The sequence below is a fragment of the Bradyrhizobium sp. GW821-FHT13H06 genome, assembly GCF_058803975.1.
The window spans coordinates 380,767-396,893 of the sequence record NZ_JBXAPN010000002.1 but is presented as its reverse complement, the minus strand read 5'-3'; the positions used below and the strand labels follow the sequence as shown (position 1 = coordinate 396,893).

14 protein-coding genes are annotated in these 16,127 nt (G+C 63.1%); 6 read left to right on the top strand and 8 right to left on the bottom strand.

Annotated elements, in window-relative coordinates:
• Positions 1–49: 49 nt before the first annotated feature.
• The 5 genes from AC1RQP_RS08710 to napE are packed head-to-tail and all read right to left on the bottom strand — an operon-like array spanning position 50 to position 4,223.
• Positions 50–691, bottom strand: coding sequence for a NapC/NirT family cytochrome c (locus tag AC1RQP_RS08710; protein WP_210337824.1), 642 nt, complete (start codon positions 689–691; stop codon positions 50–52).
• On the bottom strand, positions 688–1,158 hold the full coding sequence (locus AC1RQP_RS08705) for a nitrate reductase cytochrome c-type subunit (RefSeq protein WP_239626943.1): 471 nt from the start codon (positions 1,156–1,158) through the stop codon (positions 688–690). Before AC1RQP_RS08705 ends, AC1RQP_RS08710 begins: the two co-directional genes overlap by 4 nt.
• On the bottom strand, positions 1,155–3,668 hold the full coding sequence (napA, locus tag AC1RQP_RS08700) for a nitrate reductase catalytic subunit NapA (RefSeq protein WP_492936622.1): 2,514 nt from the start codon (positions 3,666–3,668) through the stop codon (positions 1,155–1,157). The genes AC1RQP_RS08705 and napA overlap by 4 nt, the downstream gene beginning before the upstream one ends.
• Before the next feature lie 16 nt (positions 3,669–3,684).
• A complete protein-coding gene (locus tag AC1RQP_RS08695; protein WP_239626941.1) occupies positions 3,685–4,014 on the bottom strand; it encodes a chaperone NapD in 330 nt (109 codons plus the stop codon).
• 26 nt (positions 4,015–4,040) lie between these two features.
• On the bottom strand, positions 4,041–4,223 hold the full coding sequence (napE, locus tag AC1RQP_RS08690; protein ID WP_239626939.1) for a periplasmic nitrate reductase, NapE protein: 183 nt from the start codon (positions 4,221–4,223) through the stop codon (positions 4,041–4,043).
• A gap of 259 nt (positions 4,224–4,482) precedes the next feature.
• On the opposite strand from napE, the gene AC1RQP_RS08685 reads away from it, so the two are divergent.
• Together AC1RQP_RS08685 and AC1RQP_RS08680 are read left to right on the top strand one after the other, a co-directional pair.
• Positions 4,483–5,688 (top strand): LLM class flavin-dependent oxidoreductase, encoded by a 1,206-nt coding sequence (locus AC1RQP_RS08685; RefSeq protein WP_492936621.1) that lies wholly within the window; start codon positions 4,483–4,485, stop codon positions 5,686–5,688.
• Between the two features lie 220 nt (positions 5,689–5,908).
• Positions 5,909–6,691 carry a helix-turn-helix transcriptional regulator gene (locus AC1RQP_RS08680; RefSeq protein WP_492936620.1) on the top strand — a complete coding sequence of 261 codons (783 nt, stop codon included), beginning with the start codon at positions 5,909–5,911 and terminating at the stop codon, positions 6,689–6,691.
• Between the two features lie 123 nt (positions 6,692–6,814).
• On the opposite strand, the gene AC1RQP_RS08675 is transcribed toward AC1RQP_RS08680, so the two are convergent.
• The gene (locus AC1RQP_RS08675; RefSeq protein ID WP_492936619.1) at positions 6,815–7,231 is read right to left on the bottom strand and encodes a RidA family protein; all 417 of its coding nucleotides are present in this window, start codon (positions 7,229–7,231) and stop codon (positions 6,815–6,817) included.
• A 298-nt stretch (positions 7,232–7,529) separates the two neighbouring features.
• On the opposite strand from AC1RQP_RS08675, the gene AC1RQP_RS08670 reads away from it, so the two are divergent.
• Positions 7,530–8,894, top strand: a complete 1,365-nt coding sequence (locus AC1RQP_RS08670; RefSeq protein ID WP_492936618.1) for a metal-dependent hydrolase family protein — start codon at positions 7,530–7,532, stop codon at positions 8,892–8,894.
• A gap of 205 nt (positions 8,895–9,099) precedes the next feature.
• Here AC1RQP_RS08670 and AC1RQP_RS08665 read toward each other — a convergent pair whose 3' ends face one another.
• Both AC1RQP_RS08665 and AC1RQP_RS08660 read right to left on the bottom strand, forming a co-directional pair.
• A complete protein-coding gene (locus AC1RQP_RS08665; RefSeq protein WP_492936617.1) occupies positions 9,100–11,598 on the bottom strand; it encodes an autotransporter outer membrane beta-barrel domain-containing protein in 2,499 nt (832 codons plus the stop codon).
• Positions 11,599–12,218: 620 nt separating this feature from the next.
• Complete coding sequence (locus AC1RQP_RS08660; RefSeq protein WP_239626923.1) at positions 12,219–12,644, bottom strand: hypothetical protein; 426 nt, start codon at positions 12,642–12,644, stop codon at positions 12,219–12,221.
• 451 nt (positions 12,645–13,095) lie between these two features.
• Between AC1RQP_RS08660 and AC1RQP_RS08655 the strand changes: the two genes are divergently transcribed.
• The 3 genes from AC1RQP_RS08655 (at position 13,096) to AC1RQP_RS08645 (ending at position 15,987) form a co-directional block, all read left to right on the top strand.
• Positions 13,096–13,500, top strand: a complete 405-nt coding sequence (locus AC1RQP_RS08655; protein ID WP_239626922.1) for a VOC family protein — start codon at positions 13,096–13,098, stop codon at positions 13,498–13,500.
• Between the two features lie 368 nt (positions 13,501–13,868).
• Positions 13,869–14,729 carry a L,D-transpeptidase gene (locus AC1RQP_RS08650; RefSeq protein ID WP_239626920.1) on the top strand — a complete coding sequence of 287 codons (861 nt, stop codon included), beginning with the start codon at positions 13,869–13,871 and terminating at the stop codon, positions 14,727–14,729.
• 91 nt (positions 14,730–14,820) lie between these two features.
• Positions 14,821–15,987, top strand: a complete 1,167-nt coding sequence (locus AC1RQP_RS08645) for a cytochrome P450 (protein WP_492936616.1) — start codon at positions 14,821–14,823, stop codon at positions 15,985–15,987.
• Positions 15,988–16,127 lie beyond the last annotated feature (140 nt).

Sequence of the window (16,127 nt, the reverse complement as noted above, 5' to 3'; positions counted from 1 at the left end):
CCCCCAAAACTAACCATTCGCCCCGCCGGTTCAAGCGGGACTGCCGGTCCTACTGCCAGCCGGGAACGCCGCGCATGTCGGGCAGCTGGTGGGCGATGCCCTTGTGGCAGTCGATGCAGGTCTTTTCCTTGGTGAACAGGAAGCGCTGGTGCGCGACCGATGCCCGCGGCGATTGCTTGGTGATGTCCATGGAATCGGCGCTGTGGCAGTTGCGGCATTCCAGCGAATCGTTGGCCTTGAAGCGCGCCCATTCGTGCGCCGCCAATTCGAGGCGGTGATCCTGGAATTTCTCCCTCGTGTCGATCGTGCCGAAGATCTTGCCCCAGACCTCCTTGGAGGCCTGCATCTTGCGTGCGATCTTGTCGGTCCAGTTGTGCGGCACGTGGCAGTCCGGGCAGGTCGCGCGCACGCCGGAGCGGTTAGAGAAGTGGATGGTCGACTTCAACTCGGCGTAGACGTTGTCCTTCATCTCGTGACAGCCGGTGCAGAACTTCTCGGTATTGGTCAATTCCAGCGCGGTGTTGAAGCCGCCCCAGAAGATCACGCCGGCGACGAACCCGGCCAGCACCAGGGTGCCGAGAGCGAACACGGAGCTCGGCCGGGTCAGCACCTGCCAGAGCTCGCGGGCGAAAACCCAGCACCGCGCGATGAAGCCGCGTTTGACTTCGGGCTCGTCAGCGGTCGTCGTCATCGGCGGCCACCCGGGCTTGCGCGCGACAGCAGCGTGTCGATGTCGATGAAGTCGTTGCTGACCGGCGGATTGGCGGTGTTCTGCGGCACGTGGCACTCCGTGCAGAAGAAGCGTCGCGGCGAGACCGAGCCCAGGAACTGGCCGTCGCGGTCCATGAAATGCGTGATCGACACCATGGGTGCCTGCGATTCAGCGGTGCGCGCCCGCGCATGGCAGGACAGGCATTTGTTGCCGTTGAGGTCGACCTGGTAGCCGTCGATACTGTGCGGGATGACAGGCGGCTGCTCCGGATAGTTGCGCACCTCCCTCTCGGAGGTGTTGCGGTTCGGCAGCATCGGCGGCGCCGGGCCCTCGTCGTTGAGCGGGGTCGGGCCGCGCAGGCCCGACGTCACCGTCTGCGCGGTGAGCGAGCTCGCGCCGGCTGCGATCGCGAAGGCGAGCAGGGCGATTGCGGATCGTTTCATCATGACATGTTCACCCGCTCGATGCGCACGGCGCATTTCTTGAAATCGGTTTGCAGCGAGATGGGATCGGTGGCGTCCAGCGTCACCTTGTTGATCAGCTTGGATTCGTCGAACCACGGCACGAAGACGAGGCCGCGCGGCGGCCGGTCGCGGCCGCGGGTCTCGACACGGGCGCGGATGAAGCCGCGGCGGGAGACCACCTTCACCTCATCCCCGCGGCGGAGCTTGGCTTCCTGGGCATCGTCCGGATGCATGAAGCAGACGGCCTCGGGGAAGGCCTTGTAGAGCTCGGGCACGCGGCGCGTCATGGTGCCGGAATGCCAGTGCTCCAGCACGCGGCCGGTCGAGAGCCAGTAGGGATATTCGTTGTCGGGCGATTCCGCCGGCGGCTCGTAAGGCAGCGCGAAGATGCGCGCCTTGCCGTCGGGATGGCCGTAGAACTGCACGTCGGTGCCCTGCTTGACGTAGGGATCGCTGCCCTCGCGGAAACGCCACCTTGTCTCCTGGCCGTTGACCACCGGCCAGCGCAGGCCGCGCTCGCGGTGATAGGTGTCGAACGGCGCGAGGTCGTGGCCATGGCCGCGGCCGAACTGGGCATATTCCTCGAACAGGCCCTTGTGCACGTAGAAGTCGAACGCCTTGGACTCGTCGTTGAGATAGCCCGGCTCGATGTCGGTGACAGGGAATTTGTCGACTTGGCCGTTCCGGTAGAGCACGTCGAACAGCGTCTTGCCGCGAACGTCGGGCTTCTTGGCGATCAGCTCCTCGGGCCAGACCTCCTCGATCTTGAAGCGCTTGGAGAATTCCATGAGCTGCCAGAGGTCGGATTTCGATTCACCGGGCGCGGAGACGAGCTGATGCCAGAACTGGGTGCGCCGTTCGGCATTGCCATAGGCACCTTCCTTCTCCACCCACATCGCGGTGGGCAGGATCAGATCGGCGGCGAGCGCGGTGACCGAGGGATAGGCGTCCGAGACCACGATGAAATTGTCGGGGTTGCGGAAGCCCGGATAGATTTCCTCGTTGATGTTGGGGCCGGCCTGCAGGTTGTTGTTGACCTGCACCCAATAGGCGTTGATCAGGCCGTCCTTCAGCATCCGGCTCTGCAGCACGGCGTGGGCGCCGTTCTTGTCGGGAATGGTGCCTTCGGGCAGCTGCCAGATGTGCTCGGCGTGATCGCGATGCGCCTTGTTGGTGACGACCATGTCGGCGGGCAGGCGGTGCGAGAAGGTGCCGACCTCGCGCGCGGTGCCGCAGGCCGAGGGCTGGCCGGTCAGCGAGAACGGGCTGTTGCCGGGCGCGGAGATCTTCCCGGTCAGCAGGTGGATGTTATAGACGAGGTTGTTGCACCAGACGCCGCGGGTGTGCTGGTTGAAGCCCATGGTCCAGAACGAGACCACTTTCGTCTTGGGATCGGCGTAGAGCTCGGCGAGCGCTTCGAGACGGTTGAGCGGCACGCCCGACATTTCGGCGGCCTTCTCCAGCGTGTACTCGGAGACGAACTTGACGAACTCGTCATAGCTCATGTCGGTGGCGTCGTTGGGCTTCGCTGCGCCCGTCGCCTTCTTCTGCAGCGGATGCTCGGGCCGCAGGCCGTAGCCGATGTCGGTCTGGCCGCGCTTGAACACGGTATGCTTGGCGACGAAGTCCTTGTTGACGCGCCCGGTCTTGATGATGTGGTTGGCGATGGCGTTGAGGATGTAGAGATCGGTCTGCGGCTTGAACACCATGCCGATGTCGGCGAGGTCGAACGAGCGATGCTCGAAGGTCGAGAGCACGGCGACGCGGACATGCGGCGCAGAGAGCCGGCGGTCGGCCAGGCGCGTCCACAGGATCGGATGCATCTCCGCCATGTTGGAGCCCCACAGCACGAAGGCGTCGGTGGCCTCGATGTCATCGTAGCAGCCCGGGGGCTCGTCGATGCCGAAAGTGCGCATCATGCCGGCAACCGCCGAGGCCATGCAGTGGCGGGCATTGGGATCGATGTTGTTGGTGCGGAAGCCGGCCTTGAACAGTTTGGAGGCGGCATAGCCTTCCCAGATCGTCCACTGGCCGGAGCCGAACATGGCGACGCCGTTCGGTCCGCGCTTCTTGATCGCCTCCTTCCACTTCAGTTCCATGATGTCGAAGGCTTCGGTCCAGGTGACGGGCGTGAACTCGCCGTTCTTGTCGTACTTGCCGTTCGTCTTGCGCAGCAGCGGCTGCATCAGGCGGTCGTGGCCGTACATGATCTTGGAGAGGAAGTAGCCCTTGACGCAGTTGAGGCCGCGATTGACCTCGGACTTGGTGTCGCCATGGGTGGCGACGACGCGGTTCTCCTTGGTCGCGACCATCACCGAGCAGCCGGTGCCGCAGAAGCGGCAGGCGGCCTTGTCCCACTTCATTTCGCTGATGTTCCGCTCGGCGACGAGATTGGCGGCGAGCGCCGGAGCGGGCATGCCGGCGGCGGCCGCCGCGATCGCGGCCGCCTCCAACTTCAGCATCTGGCGGCGGTCGAGCTTGGGCGATGTCATGATGGCTCTTCCTGACTCAGGCGGTTTCGATGGCGTGGAAGACCAGCGCCGCCGAATAGACGTTTGGCAGCGACTGGATGGTGTTGAGCAGGGTGCCGAGGCTGCCGGAGTCGGGCGCTTCGGTCACGACGACGAGCTTGCCGCGCGCGTCGCGGCCGTAAATCTCGCAGCCGGGCAGCGCGGTGATCTCGGCTTCGAGCTCGGCGAGACGTTCGGGACGCGCCTGCACCAGGATGCTGGCGATCTCGGCGCCCGGGGGCGGGATGATGCGATCGGCGCTGAGCACCCGGCCGGTGATCAAGGCTCGTCGGTTGAGTGTGGCTCTGTGGGGGGCGGCTTGGGCCATGATGCCTGTCTTTCGCTTCGGGGGAATCAATGTCGGGACGGCGGGCCGGGAGGGCCGGCAAACATCTGGTAGATCCAGACCCCGAGCCCGTAGCTGCCGACGGTTCCGACCGCGAGGGCGGGCATCACGACCGCGGTCAGGAACAGGAAGGCGAAAATCTCCATGCGCTTGCGGCGCACGCGCGAAGTCGCGTCGTCTGGGGCCGACATATTCGGTCTCATCTGAAATGTGGGGATTGGGACGGCATCCGGGCCGTTGCCTTGCTGCACTTCTGATGCAATCGGGCCTTCGCGGCGTTGATCTGGATCAATCCGCCGGTTTGCGCGGATGTCGCAGCGCTGCGTCGCGGCGGTGCGATATGCCATGCACGGGTGTGGGATCGTTCTCCCGCACGACGGAATTGCCGCTCCGTAGACAGCGCCGCCTCACCCACTAAGATGCGATCAATAACAATAAACGGGAGGCGTCATGAAGTTCGGCATCTTCTACGAGCTGCAACTGCCACGGCCCTGGGTGCCCGGCGACGAGCTCAGGCTCTACCAGAACGCGCTCTCGCAGATGGAGCTCGCCGACAGTCTCGGCTACGACCACGCCTGGGTCGTCGAGCATCACTTCCTCGAGGAATATTCGCACTCGCCCTCGCCGGAATCGTTCCTGGCCGCAGCGAGCCAGCGCACGAAGAACATCAGGCTCGGCCACGGCATCCTGCAGCTCACCACCAACCATCCGGCGCGTGTCGCCGAACGCGTCGCGGTGCTCGACCTGCTCTCGAACGGCCGCTGCGAATTCGGCATGGGCGAGAGCGCGTCCATCACCGAGCTGACGCCGTTCGGACGCGACATGGAGACCAAGAAGGAGGTGTTCGAGGAGGCGGTCGCCGCGATCTTCCCGATGTTCAGGGATGCGGGCAGCGAGCACCACGGCAAGTATTTCGACATCCCCTTGCGCAACGTGGTGCCGAAGCCGGTGCAGAAGCCGCACCCGCCCTTGTGGATGGCGTGCTCGCAGCTGCCGACGATCGAGCGCGCCGGCCGCCACGGCTTCGGCGCGCTCGGTTTCCAGTTCGTCAGCGCCGATGCCGCGCACGCCTGGGTGCACGCCTATTACAACGCGATGACCAAGCGGCTGCACAAGCTGGCCGATTACGAGATCAATCCGAACATGGCGCTGGTCTCGTTCTTCATGTGCGCCAAGACCGACGAGGAGGCGCGTTTGCGCGCCGAGGGGGCCACCTTCTTCCAGTTCGCGCTGCGCTTCTACGGCGCCTCGCAGAACCGCCAGCGTCCCGCGCCCTACACCGTCAACATGTGGGACGAATACAACAAGTGGAAGCGCGACAATCCGGAAGCTCAGGAGGCGAGCTTGCGCGGCGGCCTGATCGGCTCGCCCGAGACCATCCGCAGGAAGCTGAAGCGCTTCCAGTCCTCGCACATCGACCAGGTCATCCTGCTCAACCAGGCCGGCAAGAACAGCCACGAGCACATCTGCGAATCGCTGGAGCTGTTCGGCCGCGAGGTGATGCCGGAGTTCCAGAACGATCCGGCACAGGCCGAATGGAAACGAGGCGTGATGAGCGGCGAGATCGAGCTGGAGGAGATCGACACGGAGGCTTTTACGGACCGCTACGGCAAGCTCGCGATCAACGTCGCGCCGGCGAAGGCTGCGGCGGGGTAGGGCTCGCACCTGGCCGCATGGGCCCCGGCTCAGCAGCGCATCGTTGCACGCTGCGCTGCGTCCGGGGCACGAGACTGTCGATCGACTCGCTCCTCTCGTGTCCCGGACGCGCTGCAGCGCGGAGCCGGGACCCGGAGGCGTCGTGAACCGCCGTCTCCGGCTTTCGGCAACATCCCGCGCCTGCTATCCTCCGCTAAAAGAACTTCGGTGGAGGAAACCAATGCGGCCCCAAGGGATGGTCTCAAATCCTGCGGCCGGCGATGTCACGCCGGCGGTGCTCGCCATCGGCCGGCCTGACTTTCCGAACATCCTCATCGACACGCTGCGCCGGCAGGCCGGGGTCGGTCATTGCATGGTGTTTGCGCTGACGCGTGCGGGCGCGGCCCGTTGTTTGCTGGACGCCGGCAACATCCCGATCGGCGGCGATCTCGGCGCCGCCTATGCCGGCCAGTTCCACGAATCCGATCCGAACCGCGATGCGCTGTTCGAGGCCGGGGGCGATGCGCCGATCATGCTCCCGGCGTTCGCCCCGCGCATGTATGGCGCGCGCTATCGCAAGATCTTCTTCAACGATTCCGGCATCGTCGACAAATGCGCCACCGCGATCTGGACCGGCGACACCTGCTTCTATGTCAACTTCTACCGCATCGCGGCGCAGGGCCGCTTCGGCGACGAGCAGCGCCGACGGCTCGAGGCCATCGCACCGGCGATCGCGGCGAGTGTCGCCCGCCATTTCCAGGCAAACGCAACGCCGGACCAGACCCTCGCCGCGCTGTTCGCGACGCGCGCGCCGCTCGCCGATCTCACGCCGCGCGAGCAGGACGTTTGCCGGCGTATCTTGTCCGGCTTCAGCTCCGAAGCGATCTCGCAAGCACTCGGCATCAGCCTGCATTCGACACTGACCTATCGCAAGCGCGCCTATGAGCGGCTCGGCATCTCCTCGCAGAGCGAGCTGTTCGCGATCGCGCTCCGCTTGCTCTCGGGACCTCACAGCCTGAACTGAGGGACACTGGGTTCGCGATATCTGCTTCCGGGAGCTAAGCGGACACGCAGTCTGGCCGCCATGATCGTCGCCTTTTGGACCCGGAGCTGACGTTGTCGGGCAATGCGCGTGACGTTTAATCATCTAGGCTTTTGCAAGATAAACTACAGATGGTTCCACCTCGACAAGAAATTCATCGTTCGCGAGGCTTGGCACTGCAATCCATGTAGCACACGGCGGATCGTCACCGAACGTTGCTCTGAGTGCGCCACTGATGGCCTCGCCCTCGTGCATATGGCTTTGCTTTATGTAGAGCCGCAATGCACCGACCTGATCAAGTTTTGCGCCTACCGATGCAAGTGCGACAGCGAGGTTCTCCAAGCTCTTTCGGAGTTGGCGCCCGATATCTCCCGCGCCAACGACCTTTCGATCGGCGTCCCAGGCGACTTGACCGGACACGTGCACGGTGTCACCGAAGGGCGTCGGGACAACCACCACTTGCGCGAATCCATAATGTAGGCTGTCAAAGATTCCGGTCGGAGAATGTACCCGTCGGCTCATGGGCGCTCCTTAGTCAGGGTGGCCCAATCAGCGACGCCACCGCTCTGCAAATAGACCACATGAATATATAAGGGAAACTTCGGCTTTTGACCCTTCGCTGCCGTTAAAGCGGTGCCGCTACATGACGGTTCAGAGGGTAGACCGGAAGTCTGCAGCCGAGCGCTGGACTGACGCTTTGACCCATTTTGGACATCAGCTGCAAACCCACGCCCAGCCTCGTTGAAACGTGCTGGCCGAGCTTGTATGCTCAACGCAAAATTGTGAAGGCTCGGAGACATCGGTCGGGAGGGCGCGCAAAATGAATCCAATCTCCCGAAGGATTATTGTCGCCACGCTTCCGCTTGTAGCAATTGGGCTTGCGGCCGCCGCTCGCGCGCAAGGCAGCCCGTCAGCCAATACTGGTGCGACGTTGTTCCAGAATGTGCGCATCTTCGACGGCAAGGGCGCTTCACTCTCCGCATCGTCCAATGTGTTGGTCAGAGGCAATATCATCGAGCGCATCTCGACGGAGCCGATCGCCGCAGACCCAGGCGTATCTGTGATCACCGGGAACGGACGAACCCTTATGCCCGGCCTGGTCGACGCCCACTGGCATGCGATGCTGATCCGGCCAAATCCTGCCCAGGCGATAGCCGGTGACGTCGGATACAACAATATTGCCGCAGCCGTCGAGGCGACCGACACGCTGATGCGTGGTTTCACCACCGTCCGCGACGTAGGCGGTCCCGTATTTGGACTGAAAGCCGCCATCGATGCGGGATTGGTGGCAGGGCCCCGCATCTATCCCTCGGGGGCAATGATCACGGTGACCAGTGGACACGGGGATTTTCGCCAGTTGTCGGAGCTGCCGCGAACGATCGGCGGCATGCTCAGCCGCATGGAGCAGATTGGCGGCAGCGTGGTCGCCGACAGCCCCGACGAAGTCCGCGTCCGCGTCCGCGAGCAACTCATGCAAGGTGCCTCGCAGATCAAGCTGACGGCCGGCGGCGGTGTTTCCTCGCCGTTCAGTCCCATCGACGTTTCGACTTTCACGGAACTGGAACTGCGGGCGGCCGTTGAAGCGGCCGACAATTGGGGCACTTACGTCACTGTCCACGCGTTCACGCCTGCAGCAATCCAGCGGGCGATTGCTGCCGGCGTGAAGTGCATCGAACACGGCTTCCTCATGGATGATGCCACCGCCAAACTGATTGCCGAAAAAGGTATATGGCTCAGTACGCAACCTCTCCCGGAGGAATTGAGGGAAGGCTTTCCGCCAGGCTCCGTCCAGCGAGCCAAGGCGGATGAGGTCTGGCCCGGCATAGCCAGATCCTACGAGCTGGCGAGGAAGTACAAGATCAAGACGGCGTGGGGCACCGACGTCCTGTTCTCTGCAGCGCTGGCGCGCCAACAAGGGGCCATCCTGGCCTCACTCGCTCGCTGGTACACGCCCGCCGAAGCGCTGACCATGGCGACATCGACAAACGCCGAACTGCTGGCGCTGTCGGGCAAGCGGGATCCTTATCCCGGCAAGCTCGGCGTCGTGGAACAGGGCGCACTCGCGGATCTGCTGCTCGTCGACGGAAATCCCCTGGACAATATCGGCCTTCTTGCCGACCCCGCCAAGAATTTCAAGATCATCATGAAAGATGGAATCATCTACAAGGATGCGCTTGCCCGTTAGCAGCAACGTCATCGCGCTGTTCGATGGACAAGGTCGCGCTCGATTCCAGGGCAAGTACCAACCGGGCCGGGCAATTCGGCTTGTAGCCCGTTCGAGACATCCAGCGATATCCGCTCTGTGGCCGCTATCGGGGGAAAGCGGAAGTCCCCCGGCGCGCGCAATTTTGGGCGCAGACTGGCACGGCTATCCAGTTGCCGCGGGTCGGTTACCGGCTTCTCGCACGAGCGTTCGCGCGCCATCGCTCGGGGAGGCTCTGCGGCGAGGCGGCCGGTTTCCACTGCAGGGACACGACCCAGTTGTCGAAGACCGTGTTGAAACTCCCGGACTGGTACGAGAAGTTCTCGCCCGCCGGCCAAAAGTAGCCGGCATCGGCTGCGTAGGTAAAGAGCGTCCAGGTATGGGGCTTCTTCCAGAACGCGTTGCCGCCGTCCGGGTCCCCGTCGAGGGCGCTGAAGTCGAGGAAGAGCCAGAGAGGTGCATTCTTGGTGCCGAGGTTCGTATCCGGCGAGTTGAACTGCAGCGCGTTCCAGTAGATCCCAGGTCCGGCTCCGGGATCAGCATCGTCCACGAGCTTCTGCAGCCGCCAATAGAAGCTCGCGTCGCCGGTCATAGTGGTCTCGCCGGTGAACGTGATCAGGCCAGCCTGCGGGCCTGACTGGATGATGCCGCTGATGGAGGTGGTCCCGCTGATTGTTCCGCTCCCTTGCAATATGCCGCCGGGAGCAGGCGTATCGGTGCCGGTCGCTGCAATGGTGACCGGGCCCGAGACCGTCCCACCGTTCATGAACAGTGTGCCCGACTCGCCGACAACAACCGCGCCGGTCACCGTGCCGGCGACCTCCAGCGTCGCCGCGTAGGATACCAGCACCTCGCCGGCACCCGTTGCTGATCCACCGGTACCGCCGGCAATCAGCGTACCCCCATTGACCCTGATCAGACCGGAAAGCGTGCCGCTGCTGTCTGCACTCAGGGTCAGCGTGCCGGGACCGAAGATCGTCAGGCCCGCCGATCCCTCGATGGCGGCTGCGATCTGCGAACTACCGCCGCTGGCATTGGTGTAGATCAGGCCTTCTGCCGCGCCGAACGAAAGGCTCGCAGTAGCGATGCTGCCGCCGTTCATGATGAGGCCCGCGGCGTCGCCGCTCGCCTGGCTTCCGACCAGAATGCTCGCATCGCCGCCCGAAATCGCCCCGCCGTTCACTTCGAGCGCCGCCACCTGCGGCACACCGCCGCTCTCGACCGCCTGGCTGTCGACGACCTCGTAGACGGCATCGGCGGGAACGTCGTTGATGCTGACATCCGTCGACGACACGGTCGCCGCGCTCGCGAAGCCCTCGGAGGGCGAATAGGTCAGGAACTTGCCCGAACTGGCCGCGTCGTCGTCCTCTCCGAGAATGTAGGGAGCGACGATCCCGTTCGTGATGATGGGCAGGTTTGCTCCCGTTCCTGCCACGAACACCTGTTGCGTCAGCCCAAGCTGGGCCATGCCGCCGCCCGGCACGATAACAAGAGTTCCGCCGGAGTTGCGGACAATGTTCGTCAGGGTACCGTCGTCATTGCCCCCGATTACGACGCGATAGTTGCCGCTTCCGGAAAGCTGCAAGGCGCCTCCTGTAGAGCCGATGACGAACGTCGCCAGAGATCCCGAGGCGATCTGCACATCGACCGTCGCGCCGTCCGAACGAAGCTCGAGTATTCCGCCGTTCGTCACCATCACCCTGAAGCTGCCAAATGGTGTGCCGGATGTCCGGGTACTTGCCAGCGTCCCAGCGCCTACGGTGTTGTGTCCCATCAGCTGGTTCGTGTTGGTGAGCAGGAGCGTGCCTTCGCCGTATTTGTGGAGGCCGCCCAGCCCGGAGATCGGCGCGACGACGGTCAGCGTGCCGCCGTTCGTGTTGATGACCTTAGGCTGGTTGATCGTCCACGTGCTGGGTTCATATCCGGATGTCGAGGGCAGCGCCGACGGCGAGATCGCCCAGGCTTGCCCCTGCCAGAGCACGGCGTAGACGCCCCACCCGGTGAGCGCGTCGGTGACGACCTGGCTGTAGTCTTCGGAGGGTAGCGGCAGATTTTCCAGCGTCCATCCGCTGGGCATCTGCGCGATCTGGACGGTCTGCGGATTGCTGGACGGGAGGTTGGGTACGTTCTCGAACGAGGCGGGGAAAGCGTTGTTGATGGTGATCGTGCCGCCCGTCAGGTTCACCGTGAGCGGCGCGAGGACATGGCCGCCGTTATTTTCCATGTATCCCTTCGTCGTCTGGGAAACGGAATACCAGCCAACCGCGAAATTGGCCAAGACGATCGTCTGCGGACTCTCGGACACGTTCGGGGCCAACTGATCGGCGAGCCACGCGAGGTCCGGATTGGAAGTGCTCGTCAAATGATAGAGATCAGGCCCGATTCCGCAGGCCGACAGATAGTCGGCCATCCCGCTGGTCATGCCGTCCACGAAGCTGCCGCTCTCGCTCGACGTCCGCATCAAGCCTGCGACCACCCTTTCCAGGTTGATCGCCACGGGGTCGTCCTCGCCGTTGTAGACCGCAGGAGCAACCTGCGTGAAGCCGTTTGCCGACAGCCAGTAAAGGCCCATGACCATCGACGTCGGGCCGCAATAGGCTTCACCGTCCCCCGGCAGGCTCTGCCCGAAGGGCCCGAAATCGGTCTGGATGATCGAAGGCGTGCTCTTGATGGGGTCTTTCCACATGGGGCTGGTCCACTCCTGTCCGACAAGGCCACGGTACGCGCTTGAGCCGCAGGTTAATGTCCCGTCAATTGCGGGACACAACTTGTGGATACTTTAGTTGGTCGATACCGTCTAAGAGTGTAGAGCGGAATCTTGAAAGTAGGCAAGCTGGGTCTCCAGCTTGGCCGGGCAGGGACGGCTCAGGAGTTCAAGCGCGGGCCGCCGAGCGGCAGCATGTTCGTCGTGAGTGGCGCATATCTGCCACCAGCGGCGATGTCCTGCGGCAGGGCCTGATAACAGGTGGTGTCGCGGCCGTCCGCGTAACGCGAACGTCTACTTCTGAGGCGTGCTGCGAATCCTGGAAGTGGCACCTTTGAGATATGGCGACCGGCTCTGAAGATGTCCGTTCATTGGGGCAGACCGGACGTATCCGACTGACTGCTCAAACGGCGCCTTTGACCCGAAGCCGACCTTTTCGGTTGAACTCCTCAGAGGTCAATCAGATATTCAATGAGGGCAGAACCAACGACGGCCCGGTATTCGGAACCAAGGAAGCAGCCCCCTCTCGGTGTTCTTAGATCAGGGCGGTCACGGGGGTAGGCAGGCCCGAGTAAGCTTCGCGCAAGCTGCGAGGCTGGCGGCTAGATTACGAACGTCGTGCTAAGGTTGAGGACCGCCTTTATCACCCACTGGCCCCTGATCGTAAAGGTCATCGGATCGGGGTTGGGTATCTCGAAATTGAAAAAGACGCTTCCATTCTTGTTAAGTGCCACGCCCGACAGCGCATTTGGCAAAAATGACACGTTTTGAGTGACGTCGCCACGATGTCCCTTTATGTCCTTCAATGACCATGGACCGCTGAAATTGCGCACAAGTTGGCTATCTAATTGGAAGTCTGTGTCCGAAACACCGGATCCAGAAATTGCTCCGGAGCAGCCTAATAATGCTGCGATGTTGGCTATTCTGCTGCCAATCTTAAACGATATCGAAGCGGCACCCGATTCCGTGCGTATCCTTAGTACGTGCGCAGCAATAAACCAATCGTCTGCTTTTGTGTCTACCGCCAACACTGCCTCCCCAGGTTTACAGCCTTGATGTTAGTGCAATACGCATGTGAGGAGGTTCATGCTCGCTTGCGGGCCGTAGGGTGCCCAGCTGTGCAGCGGCATTGAGCAGAGGTGCAATAGCGATGGCACACCAGCGGCACCTCCCCCCGACCTTCGGACACGCATTCGGCATTCCTGCTCCGGTCGTATCTCCCAGCGAAAATGATATTCTGATCAGGAAGCCAAGCAGGGAATGTCTGTATTTGGCCGTGCCTGACCTTGGCCCAAAGCGCCGCAAGGTCCGCTTCCTTTAGCTGACCCGAACAGCGCGATGCGAGCGGGCAAAGGCGGACCCACTACGGTCATTGTTGTGAGCAAAAGTGGAACTTCCATCGAACCAGGCGGTGTCGTCGATCCCTAGTATCAATGTGTATGGAGACGACCGCGCCTAAGACTTGGGAGGAGAGCGGGCATGCTAATAAACGCCAAGGTGGCAGCCAGGCTTCCCGCCCGGGACCTGAATCGGGCGCGGGCGTTCTATTCGGAAAAACTTGGGCTTGATCCGGTCGAACAGCGTGAGGGTGGGCTCCGCTACGTCTGTGCGGGCGGTGAGTTTGCGATCTTCGTCTCGGCTGGAATGCAATCCGGCACGCACACGCAGATGGCCTGGGAAGTCGAGGACATCGAGACAACCGTGCGCGAGCTTCGTGCCCGGGGAGTTGAGTTCGAGGAGTATGACCTGCCAGGACTGAAGACCGTTGATGGGATCGCAGAAATTACCGGGAATTATCCCAGCAAGGGTATCGGTGAGAGGGGCGCTTGGTTCCGCGACAGCGAAGGCAACGTGCTGGGAATCGGGCAGCCAATCCGATCATAAGGTACGCTCCGCACGTCTGCAGTGGGCCCGAAGGCGAAGATTGTGATGGCGTCTGGCCGCGTCAGCGGTCGAGGTTAGATCGGACTTGGCAGAACCCAAGCCAAATCGACGCGATTGGCCCCGAAGCCGCGGTTCATGAAGGGCGGCGTGTCCGCTCCGCCGGGCGATTCAAATCTCGACTCGTTCCACGACGAGAAGCGCGCGTTCATGCCGCGGCCTGAATAGCAGACGGTACTCCCGGTTCCTGTGTTGCCGAACAGGAGTTCAGCGTTAACCACAGCTAACGGTTCCGGTCTGAGCGAAATCGCTTGGAAGTTTCTTAAATTTTGCTGGGTACCTCTCTTGGGCATGGTGACCTGGGGAGAGACGTGAGCAAGCGGGCCAAACGTGGAAAGGCGGAGACGCTCGCGCTGCCGATGGCCGCGAGAGTTGCCATGGGCGCGGTGGCCGTCGCCGCATTGGGCTACGGTTTGCTGTCCCGTCCGGCGAGCGTGCAGCAGGCGAAGAAGCCGTCCGCACCACAAGCCCAGGCATCGTCAACGCCCGTTTACGTGGCTACCCCGGTTCATGCATCAGCGCCGGCTCCGGCTCCTGCTCCGATTCCGGCCCCGGCGCCTCTGGTCGAACCGCCAAAAGCCGCTGAAGGTCCCGGAGCATTCGTTCGGCAGGTGGTCGACTATGCCAGCCGCCAGCCGCCGGGCACCGTGATCATCGATACCAAGAACACATTCCTTTATTTCGTTCTGAACGACGCGCAGGCGATGCGTTATGGCATCGGTGTCGGCCGCGAAGGTTTCACATGGTCCGGTGAGCAGACTGTGGCCCGCAAGGCCGAATGGCCGGATTGGCATCCGCCTGCGGAGATGGTGTCACGTCAGCCTTATCTGCCGCGGTTCATGGCAGGTGGCCCCGGCAATCCGCTCGGCGCCCGGGCGATGTATCTGGGCGAGACCGAATATCGAATTCACGGCACCAACAATCCCGCGACGATTGGTAAGAAGGTGTCGTCTGGCTGCATCCGGCTGACCAACGAGGACGTCACGGATCTCTACGAGCGGGTGAAGGTCGGAGCGAAAGTGATCGTGCTTCCGGCGACCGCTGCCCGTCGTCCGGGAACGCCGCCCGATGCCGCGTTCCGATTGCCGGATCCGGCATCGCCGTCGAAGCGGCCCCTGGCGGCCAACGCGCAGATGCCGTCATCCGGACCGAAGATCGCCGAGGCCCGGTAGCTCCAAATGCCGCCCGTCCCTATCGTTAGGGACAGACGCCGGCGTCGGACCTCGCTAGTCTCCTGGAAACGAGACTCCAGGAGGGACCGCCTTGAGCACCGCGCCGCGCATCGACATCGACCCGGCCGCCTTCTGGGCCGATCCCTATCCGATGCTCGCGAAGAGGAGGCGAGAGGCGCCGATCGCGTTCGTGCCGCAGCTCGGCTCGACGCTGCTGACGAGCCGCGACGACATCTCGATCTCCGAGAAGCAGATCGACGTGTTCTCCTCGCACCAGCCCGCCGGCCTGATGAACCGGCTGATGGGCCACAACATGATGCGCAAGGACGGCGAGGCGCACCAGGTCGAGCGCCGCGCGATGTTTCCGACGGTCTCGCCGAAGACGGTGAAGGCGCACTGGACCGCGCTGTTCCAGGCCCATGCCGACCGCATCATCGACGCAATCGAACCTGGCCGGATCGACTTCATGCGCGACTTCGCGCTGCCCTTCTCCGGCGAGTGCCTGAAGTCGATCACCGGCCTCACCAATATCGGCTTCGAGGCCATGGATGCGTGGTCGCAAGGCATGATCGAGGGCATCGCCAACTATGCCGGCGACCCCGAGGTCGAGGCGCGCTGCCATGCCGCGACGTCGGGCATCGATGCCGCGATCGACGACATGCTGCCGGTGATGCGCAAGCATCCCGACCAGAGCATTCTCGGCGTGCTCCTCGCCTCGGGCATGCCGATGGAGAGCGTGCGTGCCAACGTCAAGCTCGCGATCTCGGGTGGCCAGAACGAGCCGCGCAAGGCGATCGCCGGCACGGTGTGGGCGCTGCTCACCCATCCCGAGCAACTCGATCTCGTGCGCAAGGGCGAGGTGTCCTGGCTGCAGGCCTTCGAGGAATATGCCCGCTGGATCTCGCCCATCGGCATGTCGCCGCGGCGGATCGCAAAGCCCTGGAGCATCCACGACGTCACCTTCGAAACCGACGAGCGCGTGTTCCTGATGTTCGGCTCCGCCAACCGCGACGAGAAGCACTTCGAGCGCGCAGATGCGTTCGACGTGAGACGAGACGCCTCCAAGAGCGTCGCCTTCGGCGCCGGCCCGCATTTCTGCGCCGGCGCCTTCGCCTCCCGCGCCATGATCGCCGACGTCGCGCTGCCGACCGTGTTCGCCCGCGCCAAACGGCTCGAATTGGCCGATGACGAGGAAGTGCGGATCGGCGGCTGGGCATTTCGTGGGCTGCTCAATCTGCCCGTGAGATGGCAGCACTAGCTGCCGAGGGCCTGCCTGCTCCTCCTGCCGCACGATGACATTCTGCCACTGTATTGCCCGACGGGTCAAGCGGATTTCGCTAAATGCGAAATTCGTTTCGTGACAAGACCTTGGCTACTGTGCATGGGGTTGTTTTCGCA

Coding starts and splice junctions, on each gene's coding strand:
- AC1RQP_RS08695 (WP_239626941.1), bottom strand. CDS start 4,014: ATGGCCCAAGCCGCCCCCCACAGAGCCACACTCAACCGACGAGCCTTG.
- napA (WP_492936622.1), bottom strand. CDS start 3,668: ATGACATCGCCCAAGCTCGACCGCCGCCAGATGCTGAAGTTGGAGGCG.
- AC1RQP_RS08710 (WP_210337824.1), bottom strand. CDS start 691: ATGACGACGACCGCTGACGAGCCCGAAGTCAAACGCGGCTTCATCGCG.
- AC1RQP_RS08705 (WP_239626943.1), bottom strand. CDS start 1,158: ATGATGAAACGATCCGCAATCGCCCTGCTCGCCTTCGCGATCGCAGCC.
- AC1RQP_RS08685 (WP_492936621.1), top strand. CDS start 4,483: ATGAAGTTCGGCATCTTCTACGAGCTGCAACTGCCACGGCCCTGGGTG.
- AC1RQP_RS08655 (WP_239626922.1), top strand. CDS start 13,096: ATGCTAATAAACGCCAAGGTGGCAGCCAGGCTTCCCGCCCGGGACCTG.
- AC1RQP_RS08680 (WP_492936620.1), top strand. CDS start 5,909: ATGCGGCCCCAAGGGATGGTCTCAAATCCTGCGGCCGGCGATGTCACG.
- AC1RQP_RS08675 (WP_492936619.1), bottom strand. CDS start 7,231: ATGAGCCGACGGGTACATTCTCCGACCGGAATCTTTGACAGCCTACAT.
- napE (WP_239626939.1), bottom strand. CDS start 4,223: ATGTCGGCCCCAGACGACGCGACTTCGCGCGTGCGCCGCAAGCGCATG.
- AC1RQP_RS08670 (WP_492936618.1), top strand. CDS start 7,530: ATGAATCCAATCTCCCGAAGGATTATTGTCGCCACGCTTCCGCTTGTA.
- AC1RQP_RS08665 (WP_492936617.1), bottom strand. CDS start 11,598: ATGTGGAAAGACCCCATCAAGAGCACGCCTTCGATCATCCAGACCGAT.